Origin of the sequence: Jannaschia sp. S6380 (assembly GCF_023015695.1) — a bacterium.
Taxonomy (GTDB): domain Bacteria; phylum Pseudomonadota; class Alphaproteobacteria; order Rhodobacterales; family Rhodobacteraceae; genus Jannaschia.
This window is the reverse complement of record NZ_JALKAS010000001.1, coordinates 852,741-878,177: the sequence shown is the minus strand read 5'-3', so window position 1 is coordinate 878,177 and position 25,437 is coordinate 852,741. Positions and strand designations below refer to the sequence as shown.

The window sequence follows — 25,437 nt, the reverse complement described above, 5'->3', positions numbered from 1 at the left end:
ATCTCCGGCAGGTGCAGGGTCGGGGGACGACCTAGACCTGCGGGGCCCGATGCCAATGGGAGCGCAACTGGATTATCCGGTCGGATCAAGATTCGATCCAAAGAAAGTAAATATCTCGCAAAGGTGATCGCGGAAACCATACTAGTTCGAAGTTTTTACATGATGCGGCCATTCAGCATCGCCGACTGCCCCACTTGCCTCGACAATGGTCAAATGGCAACTGCTTCGGCTGCTCAGCGTTTCGTTGGTGCCATACCATCCTAGTTTAGCCAAATTCCTTTGGAACTGAAATTCCCGCAGGGCGTTGTTAGTGCTAGCTCCATAGATGTAGAAGAGGGTGCTTGTGGATGGGCATGCCAACTTTGAGATGCCACTATTTTGGGCTGCGGATCTATGGAAATTTGCATTCTTATGTATGGGGCCGCGCCGACTTTCTCCAAAGACGCCCGCACGTCCCCCAATGGTGCTTCCAAGATTTTTGTAATGCGCAGCACACGAGGTAATCTATGAATAGGGTGTTCGGAACTGATCAGGACGACATTCTTTCCGGTACGTCCGGCGGCGTCTTCGCCGGCGGTGGTAATGATATCCTAAATGTCACAGCTCAGCGCTATGCGGGGCAGATCCACTCTTACGGAGGTTCTGGCGATGACGTTACGAACATGTCGTTTCACAACATCCTGAGTTTTTCGCATGGCCATCATTCGCGCGGCGGTTCGGGTCATGATGTATTCAATTTTCAGAGCCTCGACGAGGTTAACGACGTGGTCGTTGGTCGGATTGAAGACTTCGATCCATCCGAAGATGAACTTCAGATTGATGGAGTGGAATTGGATTTGTACGAACTGCCCGAGAACGTTCACGTAGTTCTGCACAATGGGGTACATAATGACCCGGGGACAGTCGCCCAACAATGGTTGCTAATCAACACGGGGTCCGGCAGCGTTTTTTACGCATTGGAGGGGGCCCGCATCGATATGGACGGAGATGGGCTAGCCAACTTCGGAGATCACGAGGCCCATTTCCTGCCGAATGCTCCTGACTTTTCGTCTATGACGAAAGTTGATTTCATTGATCCAAAGAATTTCGTGCCGTCGGATTTAATCCCAGACGGCGGTGTGACAATCAACGATACCGATGTCGATAGGGATGATGTATTAGAGGGTATCGAGGGGTCGGCGGATGGCGATTTGATCGCTGCGGGCTTGAACGATGATTTCGTAGACGGAAATCGTGGCTCAGATAAGATCTGGGGTGGAAGTGGAAACGATTCATTGAACGGTTCTGCCGGAGATGACACCATCGAGGGGGGGACGGGAAATGATGTGATCCGAGGTGGCAACGACATGGATTCGATCTCTGGGTTATTGGGTGATGATGTGATCCGCGGAAACGATGGCGATGATGAAATTGATGGTGGCTCCGGAAACGATTTTCTGAGAGGCGGCTCTGGAGTCGATCGTCTGTGGGGCGGTGAGGGAAGCGACGAGCTGTATGGCGATGCGGCTGATGATGTGCTTCACGGTGGATCTGGCAATGATCAGTTACGAGGCGGCGCTGGGCGGGACCGACTAGAAGGGGGATCCGGTGCCGATGTGTTCGACTTCAGAGCCGGAGATCTCGTCGACTGGGGTGGTCTTGAAGGAGAGGAAGAAGAAAAGCTAGGACAGTTAGACCTTGTGGAGGATTTCGTCGTCGGTGTCGACAGCATTCTATTTAGGAATCATCAATCGATCGTGGATCGTGGCGACCTCAGCGCGTTTAAAACGTATATAGGTAATGACGCGCATTTCACCATTCGTGTCAGGGAGACTAACGAAAGAATCTTGGTAGACGTTGCTGAAGATGTGAATTGGAGCGATTTCTTCAATGACGATAATTTTGATTTCCTGTAGTTGCCAATTGCCTAGCGGGTACGATATGGATTGAACCGAGTGGGTCGGCCTAGATCCATCGTTAGGATGTGCTGTCGCGGCACGTTGTTTAAGTTGCTCCATTCACACGCGAAGAACGGAGCAACTTCAATGAACGTCTTGCGCGCCTAGAAGCCGGCCTTGATCCGCTCGAACGTCTCGGCCTGCCTCTGCCGCAGCGCGCCGTCCATCGGAAGCTGGGCCAGCACCGGCGCGTCGATCGGTCCCAGGCCCGAGGCGGTCAGCGCCTCCTCGCCCTGGCCTTCCATCGCGGCCTGGTTCGATTGGCCGTAGCCCGCATCCAGCAGCGCCTCGGTCGAGGACGGGTCGAGCATCGCGTTCAGGTAGTCGTAGGCGCGGTCCTCCTCGCCGTCGGCCTCCTTCATGTTAACGTATCCGCACAGCCACAGCGACGACCCCTCGGCCGCTTCGCGCTGGAACCCGATGGGAAAGCCCTCCTGGACCATGGTGGGCAAGGTCTCGTTCCAGGCCCAGGCGATCAGCACCTCGCCCGAGGCCAGAAGCTGCGAAAGCTCCGCCGGGTCGGTCCAGTAGGTCCGCAGGTTCGGATGCACCTGCCGCAGCCAGTCGCTCGCCGCCTCGAACTGCGCGTCGGTGGCGTTCGACCAGTCGGTCGTGCCGGTCGCCAGATATGCCAGCGCATAGGCGTCATCGACATTGTCGGGCAGCGTCATGCGGCCCTGGTATTTGGGGTTGGTAAACACGTCGAGCGTGGCCACATCCTCCTCCGGCACGTTCTCGGTGTCGTAGGCGATGGCGGTGGAGCCATAGTCGACGGGCACGAAATAGACGTCGTCGCCGCTGGCCACGTCCTGGCCGGTCAGGTCGCGGCTCAGGTCGTCCCAGGCGTCGATGCGCGACAGGTCCCAGGGCTCCAGCAGGCCGGACTCGACGAATTTCGGCACGGACCCGGCGCAGATATGGGTGACGTCCGCCCGAAAGCCCGAGGAGAGCTTCTGGAACGCCTCCTCCTCGTCGCCGAAGAACGCGAAGTCGGGCCCCTCGCCGTGCGTCTCGGTATAGGCCGTGTGGAAGGCGGGGTTCTCGAATCCGGCATAATCGAAAACGGTCAGCTGGGCGGCGGCGGGCAGCGCGATCAGCGTCGCGGCGCCCGACATCAGCAGGGTCCTAAGGGTCATTGGCAATCTCTCCCGTTGTCTGGTTTTGGCAGGACGTTAGGACGGCCACCGGGCGGCGTCCAGCGGTCGAAGATCTGCCGGGCCGGGACCCGGCCCGCGAAAGCGGATTGTCCGAACGCGCATTGTCTGGCATCCGAAGGACCGGAGCGATTGCGATGGGCGGCAGCGAGGGGAGGCTTGCATGAGGCATTTCGACCGCATGACGGCCCCGCACTGGCTGACGCTGTACGCACTGCTGCTGGCCGCCTGGGCCGGGGTCTGGGCAATGACGGCGCCGCCCTTGGCGTGGGGCACGCTCTGGCGGGACATCTGCCTGTCGGCACCGGTCGCGATGGGGTTTCCGGGCCTCTTCGGAATGTGGCTGCTGATGGCGGCGGCGATGATGCTGCCCACGGCGCTGCCGGCGTTGGCGACCTACGATCATCTAGCGGACGCGCAGGGCGTGTCGGGCGGTGGCCGCCTGGTCGCCGGATATGCGATCGTCTGGATCGGGTTCGCCGCCGCCGCCGCAGGCGCACAGACCGCGATCGGCGGCCAGGCCGAGTCGACCTGGATCGCGGCGCTGCTGCTGGCGCTGGCAGGGGCCTACCAGTTCTCGACCTTCAAGGATGCGTGCCTGTCGCGGTGCCGCCGCCCGCTGGTATTCTTTCTGGAGCATTGGGCCCGCGGGCCGCTGGGGATGGGCCTTCGCCTCGGGGCGGTGTGCCTGGGATGCTGCTGGGCGCTGATGGCGCTTGGCCTGATCGGCGGGGCCATGTCGCTCGGCTTCATGGCGCTGGCCACCGTCCTGATGACCGTCGAAAAGCTGTCGCGCGGGGTGGTGATCCCGCGCGCCATCGGCCTTGCCTGCCTGTCCGGTGCGGGCTTCCTGATCGGAGGATACCTATGAACGTCAAGATCGCCGCACCCGTCGTTTCCAGCCGCATGTCGCCCGCGCCGAAAGGGGGCATGACGCCTTGGGCGATCCAGGGCGAACTGATCCTGAACTGCAACTGCACCGTGTTCTGCCCCTGTGTCGTCAGCCTGGGCAAGCACGCGCCCACCGAAGGGTACTGCCAGGCCTGGTCGGGCATCCGCATTGACGCAGGACACTACGGCGACGAGGATCTGTCCGGTCTCAACGTGGGCCTGCTGCTGGAAATCCCGGGCCTCATGGCGCGGGGCAACTGGAAGGCCGCGGCGTTCATCGACGACCGCGCCAGCCAGGCCGCCTATCTGGGCCTGATCGAGATATTCTCGGGCCGGGCGAAGGGGACGACGGGCTTGTTCAAGCTGCTGGTCAGCGAGTTCCTGGGCGCCGAACGCGCCACCATCACCTACGAGACCGAGGGCAAGGCCCGTCGCCTGATGGTCGGCAAGAAGATCCAGGGCGAGGTCGTGCCGGTCCGGGGCAAGGACCCCGAGCGGGACATCGTCGCAACCAACACCGAATACTGGATGGGCAGCGACATCACCGTGGCGACCGCCACCAAGGGCCGCGTCCGCGCCTTTGGCCGCGTCTGGGATTTCGACGGCCGAAGCGCGGAGATCTGCCAGATCGACTGGTCCGGGCCGGAGGTGCCGCGATGACCGGCGTCGTGATCACGCCCGACTTCGTGCGGATGATGGCACGCTATTCAGCGTGGCAGAACGCCTGGCATATCGAGGCGATCGAAGGCTTGGACGAAGCCGCGCTGACGGCGGACCGGGGCGCGTTCTTCGGCTCGATCCTGGGGACGGCGAACCACCTTCTGTGGGGCGACGAGATCTGGCTGTCGCGCTTCGCCGGCACTCCGCCGCCCGAGGGGGGCATCCCCCATTCCGCCGCGCTGGAGCGTGACGCGGCCGCCTGGGCCGCGCGTCGCCGCGCCACCGACGCCGGCATCACCAACTGGGCTGAGACCCTTGAAAGCTGCGACGGTGCCCTGACCTGGCATTCCGGTGTGGTAAACGCGGACGTGTCCCGGCCGCTGGACCGGCTGATCGTGCATTTCTTCAACCACCAGACGCATCACCGGGGACAGGTCCACGCGATGCTGACCGCCGCCGGCGTGAAGACCCCCTTGACGGACCTTGCCTTCATGCCCGACCCGCAATGACGACGCTCGCCCGCTCCAACCGGGTCCGGCGGACCTGGTGGACCGACGCAGTCGATGCGGCGGGGTGCACGGCCTACACGGTCTATAACCGGATGATGCTTCCGGCGTCCTTCGGCGGCACGGATGTGGATTGCGCGCATCTGAAACGCGCGGTGCAGGTCTGGGACGTGGCGTGCGAAAGGCAGGTCGTCATCGCGGGCCACGATGCCGACGCGCTGATGCAGCGGCTGACGCCGCGCGACCTGAGCCGGGTCAGGCCGGGCCGCTGCGCCTACGTGCCGATCTGCAAGAACGATGGCGGCATGCTCAACGATCCGGTCGCGATGCGCGTGGCCGAGGACGAATGGTGGGTCTCGCTCGCCGACGGGGAGTTGCGCCTATGGATCGAGGGGATGGCGGCGGCGGGCGGCTATTCCGTCCGCGTCTTCGAGGCGGAGACGCAGCCCCTGGCCGTACAGGGGCCGCTGGCCAACGAACTGACCGGCCGGGTTTTCGGCGCGGCCGTCCGCGACCTGCCGTTCTTCGGCTTCGGACGGTACGATTTCGACGGTATCGCGATGATCGTCAGCCGGACGGGATATTCCAAGCAGGGTGGCTTCGAGATCTTCGTCGAGGAGGAACGGCTTGCAATGCCGCTCTGGGACGCTTTGTTCGCGGTCGGCGCCGACCTGGAGGTGCGGGCGGGCTGCCCCAACCTGGTCGAGCGGATCGAGGGCGGTATGCTGAGCTACGGCAACGACATGACCGACGCCGAGACGCCGTTCGAGGTCGGCCTCGACAAATATGTCCAGCGCTATGATTGCATCGGGGGCGCCGCGCTCAAGCGGCATGTCTCGGACCGGCGGCTGATGGCGGTCGAGATGGAGGGGCCGGTCCCCGTCTGCGACCGCCGCTGGCCGGTGATGGATGGCGAGCGTCGGGCCGGTCACGTGACCTCGGCCGCGGATTCGATCGAGTTCGGCTGCGGCGTGGCGATCGGCATGATCGACCGCGACTGGGCGCCCGGAGCCGCGGTCACGGTCGAGACGCAGGACGGGCCGCGCCCGGCGCGCCTGCGCGAGAATTTCTGGGCATGATGCGTTTCGATACAGGGGGATAGACGATGACGTTCAAGGCACTCGTGGTGGAAAAGGACGATGACGGCACCCGCGCCGAAGTCCAGGACCTGACGCTCGACCGCCTGCCCGAGGGCGAGGTGACGGTCGCGGTCGAGTACTCGACGGTGAACTACAAGGACGGGCTATGCATCGGGCCGGGGGGCGGCCTGGTCCGGAACTACCCCCATGTGCCCGGCATCGACTTCGCCGGCACGGTCGAGGCCAGCGATGACGACCGCTACAGGCTTGGCGACAAGGTCGTCCTGACCGGCTGGCGCGTGGGCGAGGCGCATTGGGGCGGCTATTCGCAGAAGGCCCGCGTGCGCGCCGACTGGCTGGTGCCGTTGCCGGACGGGCTGACGACGCGCCAGGCGATGGCGATCGGCACGGCGGGGTTCACCGCGATGCTGGCGGTCCAGGCACTGGAAGATCAGGGGTTGAAGCCCGGCCCGAAACTGGTGACGGGCGCAGCCGGTGGTGTGGGATCGGTCGCCGTGGCCCTGCTGGCCGCCATGGGCCATGAGGTCGCCGCCGTGACCGGGCGCCCGGAGCAGGAGGCGTATCTGCGCGACCTCGGCGCATCGCGCATCGTGCCCCGCGCGGACCTGGCCGAGACGGTCAAGAAGCCGCTCGAAGGCGAGACGTGGGGCGGCTGCGTCGATGCGGTGGGCGGCGCGATGCTGGCGCGGGTGCTGGGGCAGATGGAATACGGCGCGAGCGTCGCCGCGGTGGGCCTTGCGGGCGGCGCCGGCCTGCCGGCCACGGTGATCCCGTTCCTGCTCCGGGGCGTGAACCTGCTGGGTATCGACAGCGTGATGCAGCCCTATGACAACCGTATCCGGGCTTGGTCGCGGATCGCCGACCTGCTGCCGATGGACAAGCTCGACGCGATGGTCGTGCCCGCCACGCTGGCCGATCTGCCGAAACTGGGCGCCGACATCCTGAAAGGGCAGGTCCGTGGCCGCGTGGTGGTCGATCTCGGCGGCTGAGCGGGGATTGTCCTGGGTCAAGGTCCGCGGATCGGGCGCCCGCTAGTCTGCCGGCGAAGGGCGGCGCACAACGCGCGTCCGCCCCACCACCAGAGGGAGAGCGCACGCCATGTTCACCGGGATCATGACCCCGGTCGACCGTCGGCATATCGACGCCATGGAGAAGGCGCGGACCGCGTCCGCGACCCCTGCGCGCGAGATCGGGTCGGACGTCACCTTCGTGTCGATGACCACCCCGGCCCCGCCGATCGTGGAGGACCGCCGGATGACGGCGAGCGGGCCAGCCGTTCCGGGGCTTTCGTTTTCCACGTGCGGAACGAATGACGGACGTCAGGGCGTAATCGTCATTGAATCGTCGCAATCCGCTCCTCCTTCCCCTAGTCTCGCGTCAGAATTCGCGAACGCGGTGGCTTGACCCCGCGTCAGGGGAACGAGGAGTAGGGACATGACGACGACAGACACGGCCGACGATCCGGGGATCCCGGAACCCGAAGGTCAGGCCGCGGTGATCGACACCGACTACGAGATCGGCCAAGACAACATCGAGCCGAAGGTCGGGCCTTTCGCGCTGGACATCCACAACCCGGTCTTCATCATCTCGGCCGTCATGGTGGTGCTGTTCGTGGCACTGGCCCTGATCGCTCCGGACTGGTCGCAGGAAACGTTCACGGCCATCCGCAATTTCGTGAAGAGCAAGTTCGACTGGTTCTTCCTGTTGTCGGCCAACCTGTTCGTGATCTTCTCGCTGCTGCTGATCGTGTCGCCCTGGGGCTCTGTCCGGCTGGGCGGCAGCGAGGCGACGCCCGATTATACCTATCCGGCCTGGTTCGCGATGCTGTTCGCCGCCGGCATGGGCATCGGCCTGATGTTCTTCGGTGTGCTGGAGCCGGTCTATTACTTCGGTACGCCCTGGGGCGATCAGCCGCTTCTGGGCTCCGTCGGCGTGGTCGACGGTGCGGTGCAGGACGCCGCCACGGTCGAGGCCGCGCGCTCGATGGCGATGGCCGCAACGATCTTCCACTGGGGCCTTCACCCTTGGGCGATCTACGCCATCGTCGCGCTGGCGCTGGCGCTGTTTGCCTACAACAAAGGCCTGCCGCTGACGCTCCGTTCGGCCTTCTATCCGCTCCTGGGTGAACGGATCTGGGGCTTCTGGGGCAACGCCATCGACACGATCGCGGCTTTCGCCACGCTGTTCGGCTTGGCCACGTCGCTCGGCATCGGCGCCACGCAGGTCGCATCCGGCCTGACCGAGGTGTTCGGCGGCGGCGTGCCCGAGGACGGGACGCGCAACTTCCTGGGCTTCCTCTGGGGCAATGTCGAGACGACGAACGACAGCTCGGCCCTGCTGGCGCTGATCATCGCGGGCATCACGCTCATCGCGCTGGTGTCGGTCGTGCGCGGGCTGGACGGCGGCGTGAAGGTCCTGTCGGAGATCAACATGGTCCTGGCGGGTCTGCTGCTGCTGTTCGTGTTCCTGGTCGGGCCAACCGGCGACATCCTGGCCGATTTCTTCGGGGGCCTCGGCGCCTATGCGGCGAACATCGTGCCGCTGTCGAACCCGTTCGGACGCGAGGACACGGGTTTCCTGCATGGCTGGACGACCTTCTACTGGGCCTGGTGGATCAGCTGGTCCCCCTTCGTCGGCATGTTCATCGCCCGCGTCAGCCGGGGGCGCACGGTGCGCGAGTTCGTGGTCTGCGTCCTGCTGATCCCGTCGCTCGTCTGCGTGTTCTGGATGTCCACCTTCGGCGGCACGGCGATCAGCCAGGTCATCGGCAACGGCGCCGAAAGCGGTGTGTTCCAGAACGTCATCGCGTCCTACAAGCCCGAGATCGCGCTGTTCGCGATGCTGGCGGATCTGCCTCTGGCGGCGATCACCTCGACCCTGGCGGTCGTGCTGGTGATCGTGTTCTTCGTCACCTCGTCGGACTCGGGGTCGCTGGTGATCGACACGATCACCGCGGGCGGCAAGGTCGATGCGCCGGTGATCCAGCGGGTCTTCTGGTGCATCTTCGAGGGGCTCGTGGCCGCGGTGCTGCTGCTGGGCGCCACCGGAACCGCCGGATTGCAGAGCCTTCAGGCCATGGTCATCTCGACCGGCCTGCTGTTCTGCGCCGTGCTGCTGGTGATGTGCGTGGCGATCGCCATGGGCCTCGCGTCCGAGCGGCGCGTGACCAAGGACCCCGTCGCCGCCGAATAGGCCGCGACCGACCGATGCGAGCGGGGGCCTTCGGGCCCCCGTTTCCGTTCCGGGCTTGCCTTGATCGGACCCGTCCTAGATGACGCGGCATGGCACCGATACTTCTGTGGATGCGCCGGGACTTCCGGTTGACCGACAACCCGGCGATGGACTGGGCCGCCGCGCAGGACCGACCCGTCGTTCCCGTCTTTATCCTGGACGAGGTGGTCGAGGGCTGGGGCGCCGCGCCGGCTTGGCGACTGGGGCTGGGTCTGACGACGATCGCGGACCGGCTGGAAGGGATCGGGTCGCGCCTGATCCTGCGGCGGGGCCGGGCACTCGATGTACTGCGCGACCTCGTGGCGGAAACGGGGGCCGATACCGTGGCGTGGAACCGCCTCTACGTCGCGGACGAGCGCGCGCGCGACACCGGCGTCAAAGAGGCGCTGCGCGAGGACGGGCTGACGGCGAATTCCTTCCAGAGCCACGTCCTGTTCGAGCCATGGACGGTCAAGACCGGCACGGGCGGCTATTACAAGGTCTATACGCCGTTCTGGAAGAACGTGCGCGATCGGGCGCTGGACACGCCGTTGGCCCCGGTGGCGACACTTGCGGCCCCGTCGGACTGGCCCGCCTCGGACGACCTCGGCGACTGGAATCTCGGGCACGCGATGCGGCGCGGAGCCGAAGTGGTGGCCGACCACGTCCATGTCGGCGAACTGGCCGCGCGGGATCGGCTTGTCACCTTCATCGAGGAGAAGGCGCAGGACTACGTCACCGGACGCGACCGCCTGGACGTGGACGGCACCAGCGGGCTGAGCGAGAACCTGACCTATGGCGAGATCAGCACGCGCGAATGCTGGTTCGCCGGACAGAAGGTCCTGCATGACGGGGTGGGCGACGCCGAGACCTTTCTGAAGGAACTCGTCTGGCGCGACTTCGCCCATCACCTGGCCTATCACACGCCACGCCTGACCACGTCGAATTGGCGCGAGGAATGGGACGCGTTCCCCTGGCGCGACGACAACCCCGAGGCCGAGGCCTGGCGCCGCGGGATCACGGGGGTCGAGGTCGTGGACGCGGCGATGCGCGAACTCTACGTCACGGGGCGGATGCACAACCGCGCGCGGATGCTCGTCGCCTCCTATCTGACCAAGCATCTGATGACGCACTGGCGGATCGGCTGCGACTGGTTCGCCGATACGTTGGTCGACTGGGATCCGGCCTCGAACGCGCTTGGTTGGCAATGGGTCGCGGGGTCCGGCCCGGACGCCACGCCGTTCTTCCGCATCTTCAATCCCCAGACGCAGGCCGAAAAGTTCGATCCGAAGGCGCGCTATCGCCGTAGGTGGCTGGAGGATGCGTCGTTCTACGACGCGATCCCGCGAAGCTGGGACATGGCACCGGGCGATACCTATCCGGATGCGCCCGTGGTCGGCCTGGCCGAAGGCCGCACGCGCGCGCTGGAGGCGTATCGGTCACGCGACGCAGAGTAAACATCGCGACGGGACTTGCCTGCGGGGCCATGGGGGTGGTCTTCTTCGCGACAATTTGACGGGGGACGCATGGACGTCATGACCACGACCGATGGGCAGGCCGACCTGCCGCGGTACTTCAAGCAGGCCTTCGCGATGGCGCAGGGCGCGCGATCGGGACGGATGGACGTGCGCCTGCCCGACGGGCGCCGGTTCCGCCACGAAGGCCCCGAACCCGGCCCCGTGGCCGAGATCGACGTCCACAACGCCGACGTCTTCGCCCGCCTGGTCCGCGAGGGCGACATCGGTTTCATGGAAAGCTACATGGACGGGTCATGGACGACGCCCGACCTGCAGGCGGTGTTCGACTACATCAACAAGGAGGGGGACATGCTGATCCAGCAGTTCCCCGGTCTGGTCTTCATCCAGGCCTACGAGAAGCTGCGCTTCTGGCTGCAGCGCAACACCAAGTCGCAGGCCCGGCGCAACATCTCGCGCCACTACGATCTGGGCAACGCCTTCTACGGCCTGTGGCTGGACGACACGATGACCTATTCCGCAGGCCTGTTCGAGACCGGGCAGGAGGATCTGGAGGCCGCGCAGACCGCCAAGTACAAGTCGATCGTGGACCGGATGGATGTGCGCCCCGGCGAGCACGTGCTGGAGATCGGCTGCGGTTGGGGCGGCTTCGCCGAATACGCCGCGCGCGAGCGGGGCCTGAACGTGACCGGCCTGACGCTGAGCCGCGAGCAGTTGAACTTCGCCCGGGAACGTATTGATCGGGCCGGATTGTCCGGCCAGGTCGATTTCAAGCTGCAGGATTACCGCGACGAGACGGGGGATTATGACGGCATCGCCTCGATCGAGATGTTCGAGGCGGTGGGGCGGGCCTATTGGCCGATCTATTTCGATACGCTGCGCGATCGCCTGCGGCCCGGCCGCCAGGCCTCGCTCCAGATCATCACGGTGCCGGACGAACGCTGGCGGACCTACTCCAAGCAGGTCGATTTCATCCAGAAGTACATCTTCCCCGGCGGCATGCTGCCCGCGCCCCACAAGCTGACCGAACAGCTTTCGCGCGCGGGGCTGGAACACGGCGGATCGTTCAGCATCGACAAGAGCTATTCGATCACGCTGCGCCGCTGGTACGACCGCTTCAACCGTCGCTGGCCCGAGGTTGCCGCGCAGGGCTTCGACGAGCGGTTCCGCAAGATGTGGAACCTTTACCTGACGGGCTGTGCGGGCGCGTTCGAGTATGGCATGTGTGACGTGATCCAGATGACGGTACGAAAGCCCGCCTGATGCCTACACCCGCCAAGCTCGTCGCCGCCCTGCTGTTCGCCGCCCTGGCGTGGTTCACCGCCGAGGTCATCGTCCGGACCGTCCTGGAGGAGGGCGTGCGCGTCGGACGCTTCCGCGAGATCCTGGCCTTCGGCGCCCTGATCGTCGGCTGGCGCTATATCGGACGTGAGGCGACGGGCCCGACGGGGCGGGGCACCACGATGACACGGTCGGTCACCGCGGGCATCGCGGGTGCGGCGATCCTGCTGGTGCTGGCGGTCCTGCTGCACTCCTTCGGGGTGATGATCATGAATTCGCTCGACCGGAAGTACACGGCCGTGGGCACGGCCGCGTCGGCCTGGATGGATTTCCTGTGGAAGGACATCCTGACCATCGCCGACCCGCTGGTTCTGGGCGTGTTCTTCGTGGGCGCGGCGGTGGTCGGCCTGATCGCGGGCATCACGGGCCGCGTCACCCGGTGAGCCGGTATTTCCTGTTCGGCACGTTGGTCTGGGATTCGCTACTGGCGGATGTGGCGGGCCGCGCCGTCGACATCGTGCCCGCGACCCTTTCCGGGTGGCGGGTGGAGCGGGCGGCCGCCGGCGACTGGCCCGTTCTGGTCGAGGGCGGGCGCTGCGAGGGGGGTCTGACCGGGGATCTGCCCGAAGACGCCAAGGCCCGACTCGACTGGTACGAGACCGCGTTCGGCTACGTCCCCGACGCGGTGCAGGTCGCGGGGCCGGACGGGCCCGTCGCGGCGCTCGTTTACCGCGAGGCGGCACCGTCGGGCGGATCGGGCGAGGCATGGTCGCTCGATGACTGGATCGCCCGGCACGGCGAGCGGACACGGCTCGCCGCCGCCGAGGTGATGCGCGGGCACGGTCGCGTCGCGCCCCAGGGGATCGCGGCCCGCCGCGGGGTGATCCATGCGCGTGCCCAGGGCATCGTCACCGCCCGGCGGACGCGGCGGCCGGCGACCGTGGGCGGCGAACATGACGCGACCGAAGTCGCCGTGCACCGCGTCGACTATCCCTACGAAGGGTTTCACCGGGTCGAGGAATGGCACCTGGACCACCCGCGTTTCGACGGCACCCGGTCCGAGCGGATGCAACGCGCCATCAGCCATGTGACCGATGCCGCGACGGTTCTGCCCTGGGATCCGGCGCGCGACCGCGTCTTGGTGGTGGAGCAGATCCGCATCGGTGCTCTGGCCAAGGGCGACCCGCTGCCCTGGATGCTGGAGCCTGTGGCCGGTCTGATCGACGCGGGCGAGACGCCCACCACCACCGCCCTTCGGGAGATGGAGGAGGAGGCGGGGCTGACCGTTGCGCCGGACGCGCTGCACTTCGTCGGACGCTATTATCCCAGTCCGGGCGGTCTGGCGCAGGTCATCAATTCCTATGTCGCGCTCTGCGATCTGCCAAACGGGAGCGACGGCCTGCACGGCCTGGACGAGGAGCACGAGGACATCCGGGCCCATCTCGTCCCGCGCGCGGACCTGATGGCGATGGTCGCCTCGGGCGAGGCGGCGAACGCGCCGCTGATCGTCTCGGCACTCTGGCTGGCGCATCATGCCGAACGCCTGCGCGGTTGAAGGCCCACCCGGCGGAGAATAGACCTGAGCGGAACAGCGCGCCCGGAGGCCACCCGTGACCATCCACCAGAACCTTGCCGAGGCGATCGGCAACACGCCCCTGATCCGGCTGAACCGCGTCAGCGACGAAACCGGCTGCGAGATCCTGGGAAAGGCGGAGTTTCTGAACCCCGGGCAGTCGGTCAAGGACCGCGCCGCACTCTACATCATCCGCGAGGCCATGGCGTCGGGCGCCTTGCGCCCCGGCGGGACCATCGTCGAGGGGACGGCAGGCAACACCGGCATCGGCCTGTCGCTGGTCGGCGCGTCCATGGGTTTCAAGTCGGTCATCGTCATTCCCGACAGCCAGAGCCGCGAGAAGAAGGACATGCTGCGTCTGGCCGGCGCCACGCTGGTCGAAGTGCCGCCGAAGCCGTATCGCGACCCCAACAACTACATCAAATACGCCGCGCGTCTGGCCGGGAAACTGGCCGAGACGGAACCGAACGGCGCGATCTTCGCCAACCAGTTCGACAACACCGCCAACCGGCAGGCGCATGTCGAAACGACAGGACCCGAGATCTGGGAGCAGACGGACGGCCGCATCGACGGCTTCATCTGCGCCGCCGGGTCCGGTGGCACCGTGGCCGGCGTGGCGCAGGTGCTTCAGCCCAAGGGCGTCAAGGTCGGGCTGGCCGATCCGATGGGGGCCGCGCTCTACAATTTCTACGAACATGGCGAGCTGGCGTCGGAGGGGTCTTCGATCAGCGAGGGGATCGGGCAGGGCCGGATCACCGCGAACCTGGAGGGGTTCACGCCCGATTTCGCCTGTCAGGTTACCGACGCGGAGGCGCTGCCCATCGTCTTCGACCTGCTGGAGCATGAGGGGCTGTGCATGGGCGGATCGACCGGCATCAACATCGGCGGCGCCGTCAAGATGGCGTGGGCCATGGGGCCGGGGCATGTGATCGTGACAATCCTGTGCGACTACGGATCGCGGTATCAGTCGAAGCTATGGGATCCGGATTTCCTGCGCGACAAGGGCCTTCCGGTGCCACATTGGCTCGACGGGCCGTCGCCCGAGGTTCCCGCGGTCTTCGAGTGAGTCTCGGATGATCCGCCTTGCCGTCCTTCTCCTGACGCTATGGGCGGCCATGCCGGCCCTGGCACAGGTCGTCGACCCCGAATGGCCGGTCGTCGTCACCCGGACGGAGGAGGTGCTGGCCGACGGTGCCGCCTCGGTCGACGCGCTCGAGGCGCTGCGCGAGGAACTGGTCGGCTGGCGCGCCCGGTTCGAGGAGGGGCTTAGCACCAACGACACGCGGATTGAAACGCTGGAGGCGCAGCTCGATGCCCTGGGCCCGCCGCCCGCCGAGGGGGAGACGGAGACGCCCGCGACGGCCGCCCAGCGTGCCGAGATCGAGGCCCGCCTGGACGATCTGCGCCAACCCTCGCGCGAGGCGCAGACCGCGTTCAGCACCGCCGACGGCCTGATCGCCGAAACGGACCGCTTGATCGAGGCGGCGCGCGCCGACGAGCTGTTGGCCAAGGCGCCCGCGCCGCTGAATCCGCTTCACTGGCTGCCGACACTGGGGGCCATAGGCGCGTGGCTGGCGGCCTTCGGGCGGGAACTCTGGGCGCCCTTTGCCTCGCCCACGGCACGGGCGGTCTGGCAGGCGCGCGGGGTCGAACTGGGCGTCCTGATCCTGGTGGCCACGCTTCTGCTCTGGCGCTCGGGCGTCTGGCTCAGCAGTCTGCGCGACCGCATTGCCGGACGCGAGGGGGAAAGCGCGGTGATCCGCCTGACCCTGCTGGCGATCTCGCTGGGTCGGCTGGGCCTTCCGGTCCTGGGTCTGGTCGCCATCGTCCGCATCCTGCAGCTGATGGGGGCCGAAGGTCTGCGCGTCGAGGCGGCGACGGTGCTGCTGCCGATCATGGGTTTCGTCATCCTGGCCGCCCGTTGGCTGGCGCTGCAGGCATTGCCGCAACGCGATACCGCGCCGGCCTTCCTGCCCGTCGCGGCCGAGCGGCGGGCCGCCGGGCGACGGCACGCGCTGACGCTGGGTGTGCTTCTGGCCTGCGCCTTCGCCGTCGAGGTGATCGCGCCCTCCTCCGACGACCCGGTCGTCAGCCGTGCGGTGTCGCATTTCGTGATCCTGATCGCCGCGGGCTTCAGCATGGTCCGGATGGGTCGGATCTTCCTGATCGAAGGACAGGCCGCGCGGGGCGAGGAGGACGACGGCTTCTGGGCCCAGATCCTGCGTCTGCTCGGGCGGGCGCTGTTCTTCGTCGGCCTGGCCGCGCCGCTCGCGGCCGCTTTCGGATATGTGACACTGGGCAACGCGGTCCTGTGGTCCTCCGTCCTGACGCTCGCGCTCATCATGCTGATCGGGGTGCTGCAGGGCGTGGTCTTCGACATCTACGCCGCCGTGACCCGGCGTGCGGATGCGGGGCGCGATGCGCTGACGCCCACGCTGGTCGGTTTTGCACTGGCAATCGCGGCGCTGCCCGTCGTGGCGTTGATCTGGGGTATCCGCGCGTCGCGACTGGGTGAATGGTGGGCCACTTTCCTGCGCGGCTTTACCATCGGCGAGACGCGCATCTCGCCCGAGGTCTTCCTGATCTTCGCGGTTATCTTCCTGCTGGGTTGGCTGGCGGTTCGGCTGATCAAAGGCGTGCTGCGGACGAGCGTCCTGCCAAAGACCAAGCTCGATTCCGGCGGCACCAACGCGATCCTCTCGGGCACCAGCTATGTCGGCATCACGCTGGCGGCGCTGATCGCGATCACGGCGGCCGGCATCGACCTGAGCGGGCTGGCCATCATCGCCGGCGCCCTGTCGGTGGGTCTGGGCTTCGGTCTGCAGAACATCGTGCAGAACTTCGTCTCGGGCATCATCCTGCTGATCGAGCGGCCCATCAAGATCGGGGACTGGGTCCTGGTCCAGGCCAGCGGGACCGAGGGCTTCGTGCGCGAGATTAGCGTCCGCTCCACCCGGATCGAGACGTTCGACCGCCAGGACGTGATCGTGCCGAACGCGGATCTGATCTCGGGCGTGGTCACGAACTACACGCTGGCCAATTCCTCGGGGCGGGTCGTCCTGACGGTGGGCGTCGCCTACGGCACCGACACCCGCAGGGTCGAGGCGATCCTGCAGGAGGTCGCGGAGGCGCATCCGATGGTCATCCTGAACCCGCCGCCGCTCGTGACCTTCGACGGGTTCGGGGCGGACAGCCTGAACTTCACGGTCCGCGTCGTCCTGCGCGACATCCTCTTCAAGGTCATCGTCGCCTCCGAACTCAACCACGCCATCGCCGAGCGTTTCGCGGCCGAGGGGCTGGAGATACCCTTCGCGCAGCGCGACATCTGGCTGCGAAATCCCGAAGCCCTGAGACCCGAAAAGGCCGATGATCCATGACCGAGCGCCTGTTCCGCACCGACCCGTACCTCACCTCCGCCGGCGGGACGGTGACCGCGCTCACGCCCGAGGGCGGGATCGTCCTGGATCGGACCATCTTCTATCCGAAGGGCGGCGGACAGCCGGGCGACAGCGGGCGCGTGACCTGGGACGGCGGTGCCTGCGACATTGCCGGCGCGACCAAGGCGGACGAGACGTCGATTGTCCTCGTACCGGCCGAAGAGGCGCCGCTGCCCCCAATCGGAACGCTTGTGGAAACCCGCCTCGACTGGGAACGGCGGCACAGGTTCATGCGCATGCATACCGCGCTGCACCTGCTGTCGGCCGTGGTACCGTTGCCGGTCACCGGCGGCCAGATCGGGGCCGAGAAGTCGCGGCTCGATTTCGACATGCCCGAGCCGACATTCGAACGCGAGGCGATCCAGGCACGCTTGACGGAACTGATCGAACAGGACCACCCGGTGTCGGACGAATGGATCACCGAGGCGGAGCTGGACGCGTCCCCCAACCTCGTCAAGACGCTGTCGGTCCAGCCCCCGCGCGGTGCGGGGCATATCCGGCTGGTGCGCATCGGCTCCGGCCCCGTGCCCGTCGACCTGCAGCCCTGCGGCGGGACGCATGTGCGATCCACGGCCGAGATCGGCGCGGTCAGCGTGGGCAAGATCGAGAACAAGGGTCGCGCGAACCGGCGCATCTCGATCACGCTGAACGGCGAAGCGACGGGCGATCCGATGCCGACAGGTCACGGACATTAACATTCCGTTAACCTTTGCAACTTTTGCCATATGTCGCCGTTACTGGGGCCGTGTAAACTGTACGTGAACGGACCCGGCCGGACCCAATGCCCTATACGATCTACACCCTTGGCGAGAGTGACGTCGCCGTCAGCGGCGGCGCCCAGCTGTCGGGCGTCACGCAGGGCGACGGCAGCCATCTGGTCGGCGAGACGCTGACATTGGCGAACCGCGACTTTGGGGCGGTCGAGGTTGACGACAACGATGCCTCCTTCGGGGACAGCGACGCCAGCCAGACCCTGGACGGTGCGCAGACCATCGACGGGGTAACCTATCCCGACGGCACCCGGGTGGAGGCGGAATACGCCCTGATCGTCGAGGATCCGGACGGAAACGAATACACGTTGATCGGCTTCAACGTGAACAACTCCAGCCCCGCCTACGGGACGGTCGAGGGGTTGGCGGTGCTGGGCCCGGCGGGCGGGTTCCCACCGGCCGGCGTCCCGTTGACCGTGACGCAGGCGATCGAGGGCCCGAACTTCGCCGCCTCGTCCTATGCCACGCCGATCTGCTTCGCCGCGGGAACGCTGATCGCGACACCCTCCGGTGCGATCCCCGTCGAGATGCTCAGCCCCGGCGACATGGTCACTACGTTGGGGCAGGGGCCGCAGCCGCTGCGCTGGACGGCACGGCGCACCGTCCCCGCCCTGGGCGACCACGCGCCCATCGTCTTCGCGCCGGGCACCTTCGGAAATGCCCGTCCGCTGCTCGTCTCGCCACAGCATCGCATCTGGGTTTCGGACTGGCGCGCGCAGGTCCTGCAGGGCGCCGAGGCGGTCCTGATCCCGGCCCGGGATTTCGCGCGCGCCGGCCAGGCGCGGATCCGCTCGGGCGGCACCGTCACGTATCATCACCTTTTGTTCGACCGACACAATGTGATCCTGTCCGAAGGTGTCCCGACCGAGAGCTTTCAGCCCGGTGCGACGTCGCTTCCCACGCTGACGGGGTCCGCGCGGCAATCGCTTCTCGATCGCTGCCCGCGCCTGCGCCACGACCCGATGGCCTATGGTCCCGCGGCCGCGTCGGACCTGCGCGGACGTGCGGCGCGGGGCTTTCTGGCCCGCTGATGCGGGCGCGGCACTTTCCGGGTTGGCACTGCCGCGCCGATATCCTCTAGTCGGCGACGATTGCAGGGGGTGGCGATGACGGACGGCACGGCGCGGCTGGGCGTGGATATCGGCGGGACGTTCACCGATGTCGCGCTGGAACGGGATGGCGTGATCCATTCCACCAAGGTCCTGACGACCTATGCCGCGCCCGAGAATGCGATCGTCGAGGGGATGCGCCAGGTCTGCGACCGGGCGGGCATCGCGCCCTCCGGCATCGCCCAGATCGTGCACGGAACGACGCTGGCCACGAATGCGCTGATCGAACGTCGCGGCGCGAAGACGGCGCTGATCACGACGCAGGGCTTTCGCGACGTGATCGAGATGCGCACCGAGTCGCGGTTCGAGCAATACGACCTGAACCTCGTCCTGCCCGAGCCGTTGCTGGAGCGGCAGATGCGCCATACCGTTCGCGAACGCGTCGACGCCACCGGTGCCGTCCTGATCCCGCTGGATCGGGCCGAGGTGGAAACGGTCGCGGATCGGCTTGCCGAGGCGGGCGTCGAGAGCGTGGCCGTGGGTCTGCTGCATTCCTACCTGAACGACGCTCATGAACGGATGATCCGCGACGTGCTGGCCGAGCGCCTGCCGGAGGCGATGGTCTCGCTCTCGGCCGAGGTCAGCCCGCAGATGCGCGAGTACGAACGGTTCAACACCGTCGTCGCGAACGCCTATATCAAACCGCTAATCCGGTCCTATCTGGGGCGCCTGCGCGGGCGCCTGACCGCCGAAGGGGCGGAATGCCCGGTCTTCCTGATGCATTCCGGGGGCGGGATCATCTCACTGGACAGCGCGGCCGAATTTCCGGTGCGCCTCGTCGAATCCGGTCCCGCCGGGGGTGCGGTCTTCGCGGCCGATATCGCGGCACGGCACGGGCTGGACCGGGTCCTGTCCTTCGACATGGGGGGCACGACCGCGAAGATCTGCCTCATCAAGAACCGCACCCCCCGCACCAGCCGCGTGTTCGAGGTCGCGCGCACCTACCGCTTCAAGAAGGGGTCCGGCATGCCGATCTCCATCCCGGTGATCGACATGGTCGAGATCGGGGCGGGCGGCGGCTCGCTGGCGCATGTCGATGCGATGCGCCAGATCCGCGTGGGCCCCGAAAGCGCAGGGTCCGAACCCGGACCCGCCTGCTATGGCCGGGGCGGCGACCGGCCGGCGGTCACCGATGCCGACCTGATCCTCGGCAAGCTGGACCCCGACGGGTTCGCGGGCGGGGCCATCACGCTCGACCCCCGGGCCTCGACGGAGGCGCTGGGGCAGGCGTTGGGCAAACCGCTGGGCATGGACGAAGAGACGGCCGCCTTCGGTCTGGCCGAGGTGGTGGACGAGAACATGGCCAACGCCGCCCGCGTTCATGCCGTCGAGAATGGCGAGGACCTGGCAGGCTATACCATGATCGCCTTCGGGGGCGCCGCGCCGCTGCATGCCGCGCGCCTGTGTCAGAAGCTGGGGATCGAACGCCTGCTGGTGCCGCCGGGGGCCGGCGTCGGCTCGGCCATCGGTTTCCTGCGCGCGCCGTTCAGCTTCGAGGCGAACCGCAGCGTCTACATGCGCCTGTCGGAATTCGAGCCCGCGCGCGTCACCGCGCTCCTGTCGGAGTTGCGGGCCGAGGCGGTGGATTTCGTGCGAAGCTGCGAGACGACCGAGGAGATCCTGACCGAGTTCAAGACATACATGCGCTATGTCGGTCAGGGGTGGGAGATTCCCGTCGCGCTGACGCCCGAACAGGCGGCGGAGCCTGATGCCGCGATGTTCCGGCAGCTGTTCGAGGATGACTACGCACATCTGTTCGGCCGGCCGGTCGCGGGGCTGGATGTCGAAATCACCGTCTGGGCCGTCAACGCCACCACGCGCCCCGCACCGGTCGACCCGGTCACGCCTGCACCACGGGGCAAGCCCGCGCCCGAGCAGGGACGCCGCCGGCTGTTCGACCCGGCGGCGGGCGCCTTCGCCGAGGCGCGGGTCGTGTCGCGCGACGCCCTGACGCCGGGGGCGACCGTCGCCGGTCCCGCCGTCATCACCGAGGACGAGACCACCATCGTCGTGCCGCCGGGCCGCCATGCGCTGTGCCAGGCCGATGGCTGCATCGACATCACGCCGGAGGGGACGCCATGACCACAGATGTCGCGTATCAGGTCATGTGGAACCGCCTGATCTCGGTGGTGGAGGAGCAGGCGCAGGCGTTGATCCGAACCGCGTTCTCGACCTCCGTGCGCGAGGCGGGGGACCTGTCGGCCGGCGTCTACGACGAAGGCGGTCGGATGCTGGCGCAGGCGGTGACGGGCACGCCCGGCCACGTCAACGCGATGGCGGACGCCGTGGCCCATTTCATCCGCCGGATCGGGCGCAACGATATCCACGATGGCGACGTCTACATCACCAACGATCCATGGGAGGGGACGGGCCACCTGCACGACATCACGATGGTCACGCCGTCGTTCCGTGCCGGACGGCTTGTCGGGTTCTTCGCCTGCACCGCGCATGTCGTCGATATCGGCGGGCGGGGCTTCGGCGCCGACGCGGCCAGCGTCTACGAGGAAGGCATCCATATCCCGATCATGAAGTTCGCCGATCGGGGCGAGGTCGACGTGACCCTGGTGCGGATGCTGCGCAGCAACGTGCGCCAGCCCGATCAGCTGATCGGCGACATCCATGCCCTGGCCGCCTGCAACGGCATCGGCGACCGGCGGCTGGCCGACATGATGGACGAATTCGGGCTGGACGACCTGTCGGGGATCGCCCGGTTCATCCTGGAGAACTCGGAACGCGCGACGCTGGAACGCATCGCCGCGCTGCCCCGCGCCACCGCGCAGGGGAGCATGACCATCGACGGGTTCGACACGCCGATCACGCTGGCGGTGCGTCTGACGACGGCGGCCGACCATATCCTGTGCGATTTCGACGGCACCAGCGGGATCGATCCCAAGGGCATCAACTGCCCGATGGTCTATGCCAAGGCCTATGCCTGCTATGCTCTGAAATGCGCGATCGCGCCCGAGATTCCGAACAACGCGGGCTCGCTGGCGCCGTTTCGCGTCACCGCGCCGCGGGACACCATCGTCAATGCCGTCCACCCCGCGCCCGTGGCCTTGCGCCATATCGTCGGGCATTTCGTGCCGGACGCCGTCTATGACGCGCTCGACCGGATCCTGCCGGATACCGTCCCGGCCGAGGGGGCGGGCTGTCTGTGCAACTTCCAGGTCTCGCTGCGACCGCGCAGGGATGCGCCGGCGCCGCGGGGTGCCGTACGGGCCGAAGTGCTGGCGTTCAATTCGGGCGGCTCGGGCGCGCGGCCGACATGCGACGGGCTGAACGCGACCGCGTTCCCCTCGGGTGTGATGACCATGCCGGTGGAGGCGACGGAACATGCCGGCCCCGTCGTCATCTGGCGCAAGGAATTGCGCCCCGATTCCGGCGGCGCGGGGCGTCTGCGCGGCGGGCTGGGGCAGTTCATGGAGGTGGGCGCGCGCGACGGACACGAATTCGACCTGCAGGCGATGTTCGACCGCGTCGATCATCCGGCCCGCGGGCGCCAGGGCGGGGCGGCGGGTGCGCCGACCACGATCGCCCGCGAAGACGGCGCCGCCATGCGCGGCAAGGGAAAGCAGTTCGTGCCGCATGGCCGACGCGTCCTGATGGCGTTCCCCGGTGGCGGCGGCTATGGTCCGGCGCGCGACCGCGATCCGGCGCTCATCCGGCGGGACCTGGCGCGCGGCTACATCTCGGCCGAGGCGGCGGCACGCGATTATGGCCTGGACGAAGAGACCATCGCCGGCGTGTTGGCCCGCGTGCGCGCGGGGCGTTCCGTCGATTGAAGTAGGTCCCCCGCTTTTTTGTGGGTGCCTCGCGCCTTGCATGGGCTAGCCTGAGGGTGACCCGCCCCGCTGGGGCGGGCAGGATCACGCACGGCGTGGCCCATTACCGATATCCAGGGAGGAAATCACATGACATTCGGCAATCGACTCGCAGGTGCGTCCGTTCTGACGCTTGTCCTGACGGCGGGGGGTGCGGTCGCGCAGACCACGACGTTGCGGATCCAGAACCATCAGTCGCCGGAATCCACTTCCGGCCGGGTGATCGCCGATTTCGTCGAGGACGTGCACACCATGTCAGGCGGCGATATCGAGATCGAGATGTTCTATTCCGCCAGCGTCGTGAAGTCGGTCGAGACGTTCGACGCGGCGGCCAGTGGCATCCTCGACTGCGACATGACCAACGGCAGCTATCAGACCGGCAAGAACCCGGCGTTCCAGTTCGTGGCCGACACGATGGGCGGATATGACACGCCCTTGCAGTACCAGGCTTGGGTGAATGTGGGCGGCGGGCGCGAGGTGATCAATTCGCTGTACAACCCCCAGGGGATGACCTTCATCGGTGCCGCGATCGGGGGTCAGGAATCGCTGAACTCCACCCGTCCGCTGAACGGGATCGACGACCTGAAGGACTTCAAGTTCCGCTCACCCCCGGGCATGCAGACCGAGATCTTCGCCTCGCTCGGTGCCTCGCCGGTGGTGATGGACTTCACCGAGATCTTCACCGCGCTCGAAACCGGGATCATCGACGGGGCGGATGCCTCGTCGCTTGCGGTGAACGTCGGTTTGGGCATCTACGACATCGCCAAGCACACGACGTTTCCGGGCTTCCATTCGATGTCGTCGGACCATCTGGCCTGTCGCACCGACGTCTGGGAAGGTATGCCCGAGGCCCATCGCGCGATCATCGAGACGGCGCACAAGGCCATGGCGATGGACCTGATGATGCTGACCCTGGTCGAGAACGGCGAGGCGCTGCGCGACTTGCCCGAACAGGGCGTGACGATCTATGACTGGTCGGCCGAGGACCGCGCCGCCTTCCGCGAGGCCGCGCAGACGGCGTGGGAGGATTGGGCCTCCAAGACGCCCGAGGCGGCCGAGATCGTGCAGAGCCATCGGGATTTCATCGCGCGGATCGGCCTGTCGGAGGAATAGGCCGGTGCGGCCGTCGCCCCGCGCAGGCGGCGGTCAGCCCGCCAGCAGGGCGTCGATCTCGGACCGGTCGGGCATCGACGGCGCCGTCCCCGGCCGCGTGACGCTGATCGAGGCGGTGGCGCAGCCGAAGCGCACGGCATCCTGCGGGTCCATGCCTTCGGCCAGTGCGGTCGCGAAGCCACCGTTGAAGGCATCGCCGGCGCCGGTCGTCTCGACCACGGCGCCCGCATTGTAGGGCGGGACCAGAAGGCTGGTGTCGCCGTCATGGTAGAGCGCGCCCTTGTCGCCGAGCGTCAGGACGGCCGCGCGCGCCACCCCCGCCGCCAGCAGCGCGTCGCCCGCGCGCCGGGCGCTCGCCACGTCGGTGACGGCGATGCCGGTCAGGGCCTCCGCCTCGGTCTCGTTCGGAGTCACGTAGTCGCAGAGCGCCAACATCCCGTCCGGCAGTTCCGCCGCCGGTGCGGGGTTCAATATCGTGGTTGCCCCGCCGTCGCGTGCCAGGCGCAGCGCGCGATGGGCCGCGTCCATCGGCTGCTCCAGCTGCGTGACGAAGACCTTCGCCCGCCGGATCGCGTCGGCATGTGCGTCGATGAAGGTCGCGTCGATTCCGGCCGCAGCGCCGGGGGCAATGATGATCGCGTTGTTGCCCGTCGACTCCTCGACGAAGATGTAGGCGGCACCGGTATAGCCGTCGCCGCGTTCCACGGCGGGCGTCACGCCGGCCTCGGCCCAAGCGGCCATGGCCATGTCGCCGAACGTGTCGCGGCCCAGCTTCGACACGAAGGTCACGGCCCCGCCCGCGCGGGCCGCCGCGACGGCTTGGTTCGACCCCTTGCCGCCGGGGCCGAGCGCGAAGGACCGGCCCATGATCGTCTCGCCCATGCGGGGCTGGCGGTCGGCGCGATAGGACGTGTCGGCGACGAAGACGCCCAGGATGACGATGTCACTCATCGGGTGCGATCACTCCCTTGCGCAGCATGATGCAGCCGTAGAACCGCCGCTCGCCCGTCTGTATCACCGCATAGGCCTCGCGCGCGAGGTCGTAGAAGGCGAAGCGTTCGATCCCGACCATGGGCCGCGTCTCGCCGGTCGCGGCGATGGCGTCCTGCACCTCGGTCTGCACGTCGGGGATGGCGTCGGGGTCGTCCACGATCTGCATGCGTCCGGCGAAATCGTCGACGAACGTGTCGAGCGGCAGGACCGACAGGACGGCGCGCGCGACCTCGGCCATGGGGCGGTCGATGCGCAAAAGCTCCCCATGCACGGTCGCCTGTGCGATGGCGTCGGACGGAAAGTTCGTGTCCGCCAGGATCAGCATGTCGCCATGCCCCATGGCCCGCAGCGCATAGAGCACGTCGGCGTTCAGGATCGGGTCCAGACCTTTCAGCATCCGGGTCTCC

The 25,437-nt window shown here is 67.0% G+C and carries 22 protein-coding genes; 19 read left to right on the top strand and 3 right to left on the bottom strand.

Features of this window, described 5'->3' with window-relative positions; all coding sequences use genetic code 11:
• Positions 1–506 precede the first annotated feature (506 nt).
• Positions 507–1,895, top strand: a complete 1,389-nt coding sequence (locus tag MWU52_RS04540) for a calcium-binding protein (protein WP_246949900.1) — start codon at positions 507–509, stop codon at positions 1,893–1,895.
• A gap of 146 nt (positions 1,896–2,041) precedes the next feature.
• Here MWU52_RS04540 and MWU52_RS04535 read toward each other — a convergent pair whose 3' ends face one another.
• Positions 2,042–3,073 (bottom strand): ABC transporter substrate-binding protein, encoded by a 1,032-nt coding sequence (locus MWU52_RS04535; RefSeq protein ID WP_246949899.1) that lies wholly within the window; start codon positions 3,071–3,073, stop codon positions 2,042–2,044.
• A 181-nt stretch (positions 3,074–3,254) separates the two neighbouring features.
• Between MWU52_RS04535 and MWU52_RS04530 the strand changes: the two genes are divergently transcribed.
• From MWU52_RS04530 to MWU52_RS04445, 18 genes are all read left to right on the top strand, one after another.
• A complete protein-coding gene (locus MWU52_RS04530) occupies positions 3,255–3,962 on the top strand; it encodes a DUF2182 domain-containing protein (RefSeq protein WP_246949898.1) in 708 nt (235 codons plus the stop codon).
• A 35-nt stretch (positions 3,963–3,997) separates the two neighbouring features.
• Positions 3,998–4,642 (top strand): DUF1326 domain-containing protein, encoded by a 645-nt coding sequence (locus MWU52_RS04525; protein ID WP_246952757.1) that lies wholly within the window; start codon positions 3,998–4,000, stop codon positions 4,640–4,642.
• Positions 4,639–5,151, top strand: a complete 513-nt coding sequence (locus tag MWU52_RS04520) for a DinB family protein (protein ID WP_246949897.1) — start codon at positions 4,639–4,641, stop codon at positions 5,149–5,151. Before MWU52_RS04525 ends, MWU52_RS04520 begins: the two co-directional genes overlap by 4 nt.
• Positions 5,148–6,227 carry a dimethylsulfoniopropionate demethylase gene (locus tag MWU52_RS04515; RefSeq protein WP_246949895.1) on the top strand — a complete coding sequence of 360 codons (1,080 nt, stop codon included), beginning with the start codon at positions 5,148–5,150 and terminating at the stop codon, positions 6,225–6,227. Before MWU52_RS04520 ends, MWU52_RS04515 begins: the two co-directional genes overlap by 4 nt.
• 26 nt (positions 6,228–6,253) lie before the next feature.
• On the top strand, positions 6,254–7,237 hold the full coding sequence (acuI, locus tag MWU52_RS04510) for an acryloyl-CoA reductase (protein WP_246949894.1): 984 nt from the start codon (positions 6,254–6,256) through the stop codon (positions 7,235–7,237).
• 109 nt (positions 7,238–7,346) lie between these two features.
• Positions 7,347–7,652 carry a hypothetical protein gene (locus tag MWU52_RS04505; RefSeq protein WP_246949893.1) on the top strand — a complete coding sequence of 102 codons (306 nt, stop codon included), beginning with the start codon at positions 7,347–7,349 and terminating at the stop codon, positions 7,650–7,652.
• 30 nt (positions 7,653–7,682) lie between these two features.
• Positions 7,683–9,440 (top strand): BCCT family transporter, encoded by a 1,758-nt coding sequence (locus tag MWU52_RS04500; RefSeq protein WP_246949892.1) that lies wholly within the window; start codon positions 7,683–7,685, stop codon positions 9,438–9,440.
• Between the two features lie 89 nt (positions 9,441–9,529).
• Positions 9,530–10,915, top strand: coding sequence for a deoxyribodipyrimidine photo-lyase (locus tag MWU52_RS04495; protein WP_246949891.1), 1,386 nt, complete (start codon positions 9,530–9,532; stop codon positions 10,913–10,915).
• 69 nt (positions 10,916–10,984) lie between these two features.
• Positions 10,985–12,196: a cyclopropane-fatty-acyl-phospholipid synthase family protein gene (locus tag MWU52_RS04490; protein WP_246949890.1), complete on the top strand. Its 1,212-nt coding sequence runs from the start codon at positions 10,985–10,987 to the stop codon at positions 12,194–12,196.
• A complete protein-coding gene (locus MWU52_RS04485; RefSeq protein WP_246949889.1) occupies positions 12,196–12,657 on the top strand; it encodes a TrgA family protein in 462 nt (153 codons plus the stop codon). The genes MWU52_RS04490 and MWU52_RS04485 overlap by 1 nt, the downstream gene beginning before the upstream one ends.
• Positions 12,654–13,769, top strand: a complete 1,116-nt coding sequence (locus MWU52_RS04480; RefSeq protein ID WP_246949888.1) for an NUDIX domain-containing protein — start codon at positions 12,654–12,656, stop codon at positions 13,767–13,769. Before MWU52_RS04485 ends, MWU52_RS04480 begins: the two co-directional genes overlap by 4 nt.
• A gap of 55 nt (positions 13,770–13,824) precedes the next feature.
• Positions 13,825–14,853: a cysteine synthase A gene (locus tag MWU52_RS04475; protein ID WP_246949886.1), complete on the top strand. Its 1,029-nt coding sequence runs from the start codon at positions 13,825–13,827 to the stop codon at positions 14,851–14,853.
• Between the two features lie 7 nt (positions 14,854–14,860).
• Positions 14,861–17,164, top strand: a complete 2,304-nt coding sequence (locus MWU52_RS04470; RefSeq protein WP_246949884.1) for a DUF3772 domain-containing protein — start codon at positions 14,861–14,863, stop codon at positions 17,162–17,164.
• Positions 17,161–17,919 carry an alanyl-tRNA editing protein gene (locus MWU52_RS04465; RefSeq protein ID WP_246949882.1) on the top strand — a complete coding sequence of 253 codons (759 nt, stop codon included), beginning with the start codon at positions 17,161–17,163 and terminating at the stop codon, positions 17,917–17,919. Before MWU52_RS04470 ends, MWU52_RS04465 begins: the two co-directional genes overlap by 4 nt.
• A gap of 86 nt (positions 17,920–18,005) precedes the next feature.
• A complete protein-coding gene (locus tag MWU52_RS04460; RefSeq protein WP_246949879.1) occupies positions 18,006–19,025 on the top strand; it encodes a Hint domain-containing protein in 1,020 nt (339 codons plus the stop codon).
• Positions 19,026–19,100: 75 nt separating this feature from the next.
• The gene (locus MWU52_RS04455) at positions 19,101–21,185 is read left to right on the top strand and encodes a hydantoinase/oxoprolinase family protein (RefSeq protein WP_246949877.1); all 2,085 of its coding nucleotides are present in this window, start codon (positions 19,101–19,103) and stop codon (positions 21,183–21,185) included.
• Entirely contained in the window at positions 21,182–22,885 is a 1,704-nt protein-coding gene (locus tag MWU52_RS04450) for a hydantoinase B/oxoprolinase family protein (RefSeq protein ID WP_246949876.1), read from the top strand. Before MWU52_RS04455 ends, MWU52_RS04450 begins: the two co-directional genes overlap by 4 nt.
• Before the next feature lie 129 nt (positions 22,886–23,014).
• Complete coding sequence (locus MWU52_RS04445; protein WP_246949873.1) at positions 23,015–24,037, top strand: TRAP transporter substrate-binding protein; 1,023 nt, start codon at positions 23,015–23,017, stop codon at positions 24,035–24,037.
• Positions 24,038–24,070: 33 nt separating this feature from the next.
• On the opposite strand, the gene rbsK is transcribed toward MWU52_RS04445, so the two are convergent.
• The gene (gene rbsK, locus MWU52_RS04440) at positions 24,071–24,988 is read right to left on the bottom strand and encodes a ribokinase (RefSeq protein ID WP_246949872.1); all 918 of its coding nucleotides are present in this window, start codon (positions 24,986–24,988) and stop codon (positions 24,071–24,073) included.
• Positions 24,981–25,427, bottom strand: coding sequence for an RbsD/FucU domain-containing protein (locus MWU52_RS04435; protein ID WP_246949869.1), 447 nt, complete (start codon positions 25,425–25,427; stop codon positions 24,981–24,983). The genes rbsK and MWU52_RS04435 overlap by 8 nt, the downstream gene beginning before the upstream one ends.
• Between the last annotated feature and the right edge of the window lie 10 nt (positions 25,428–25,437).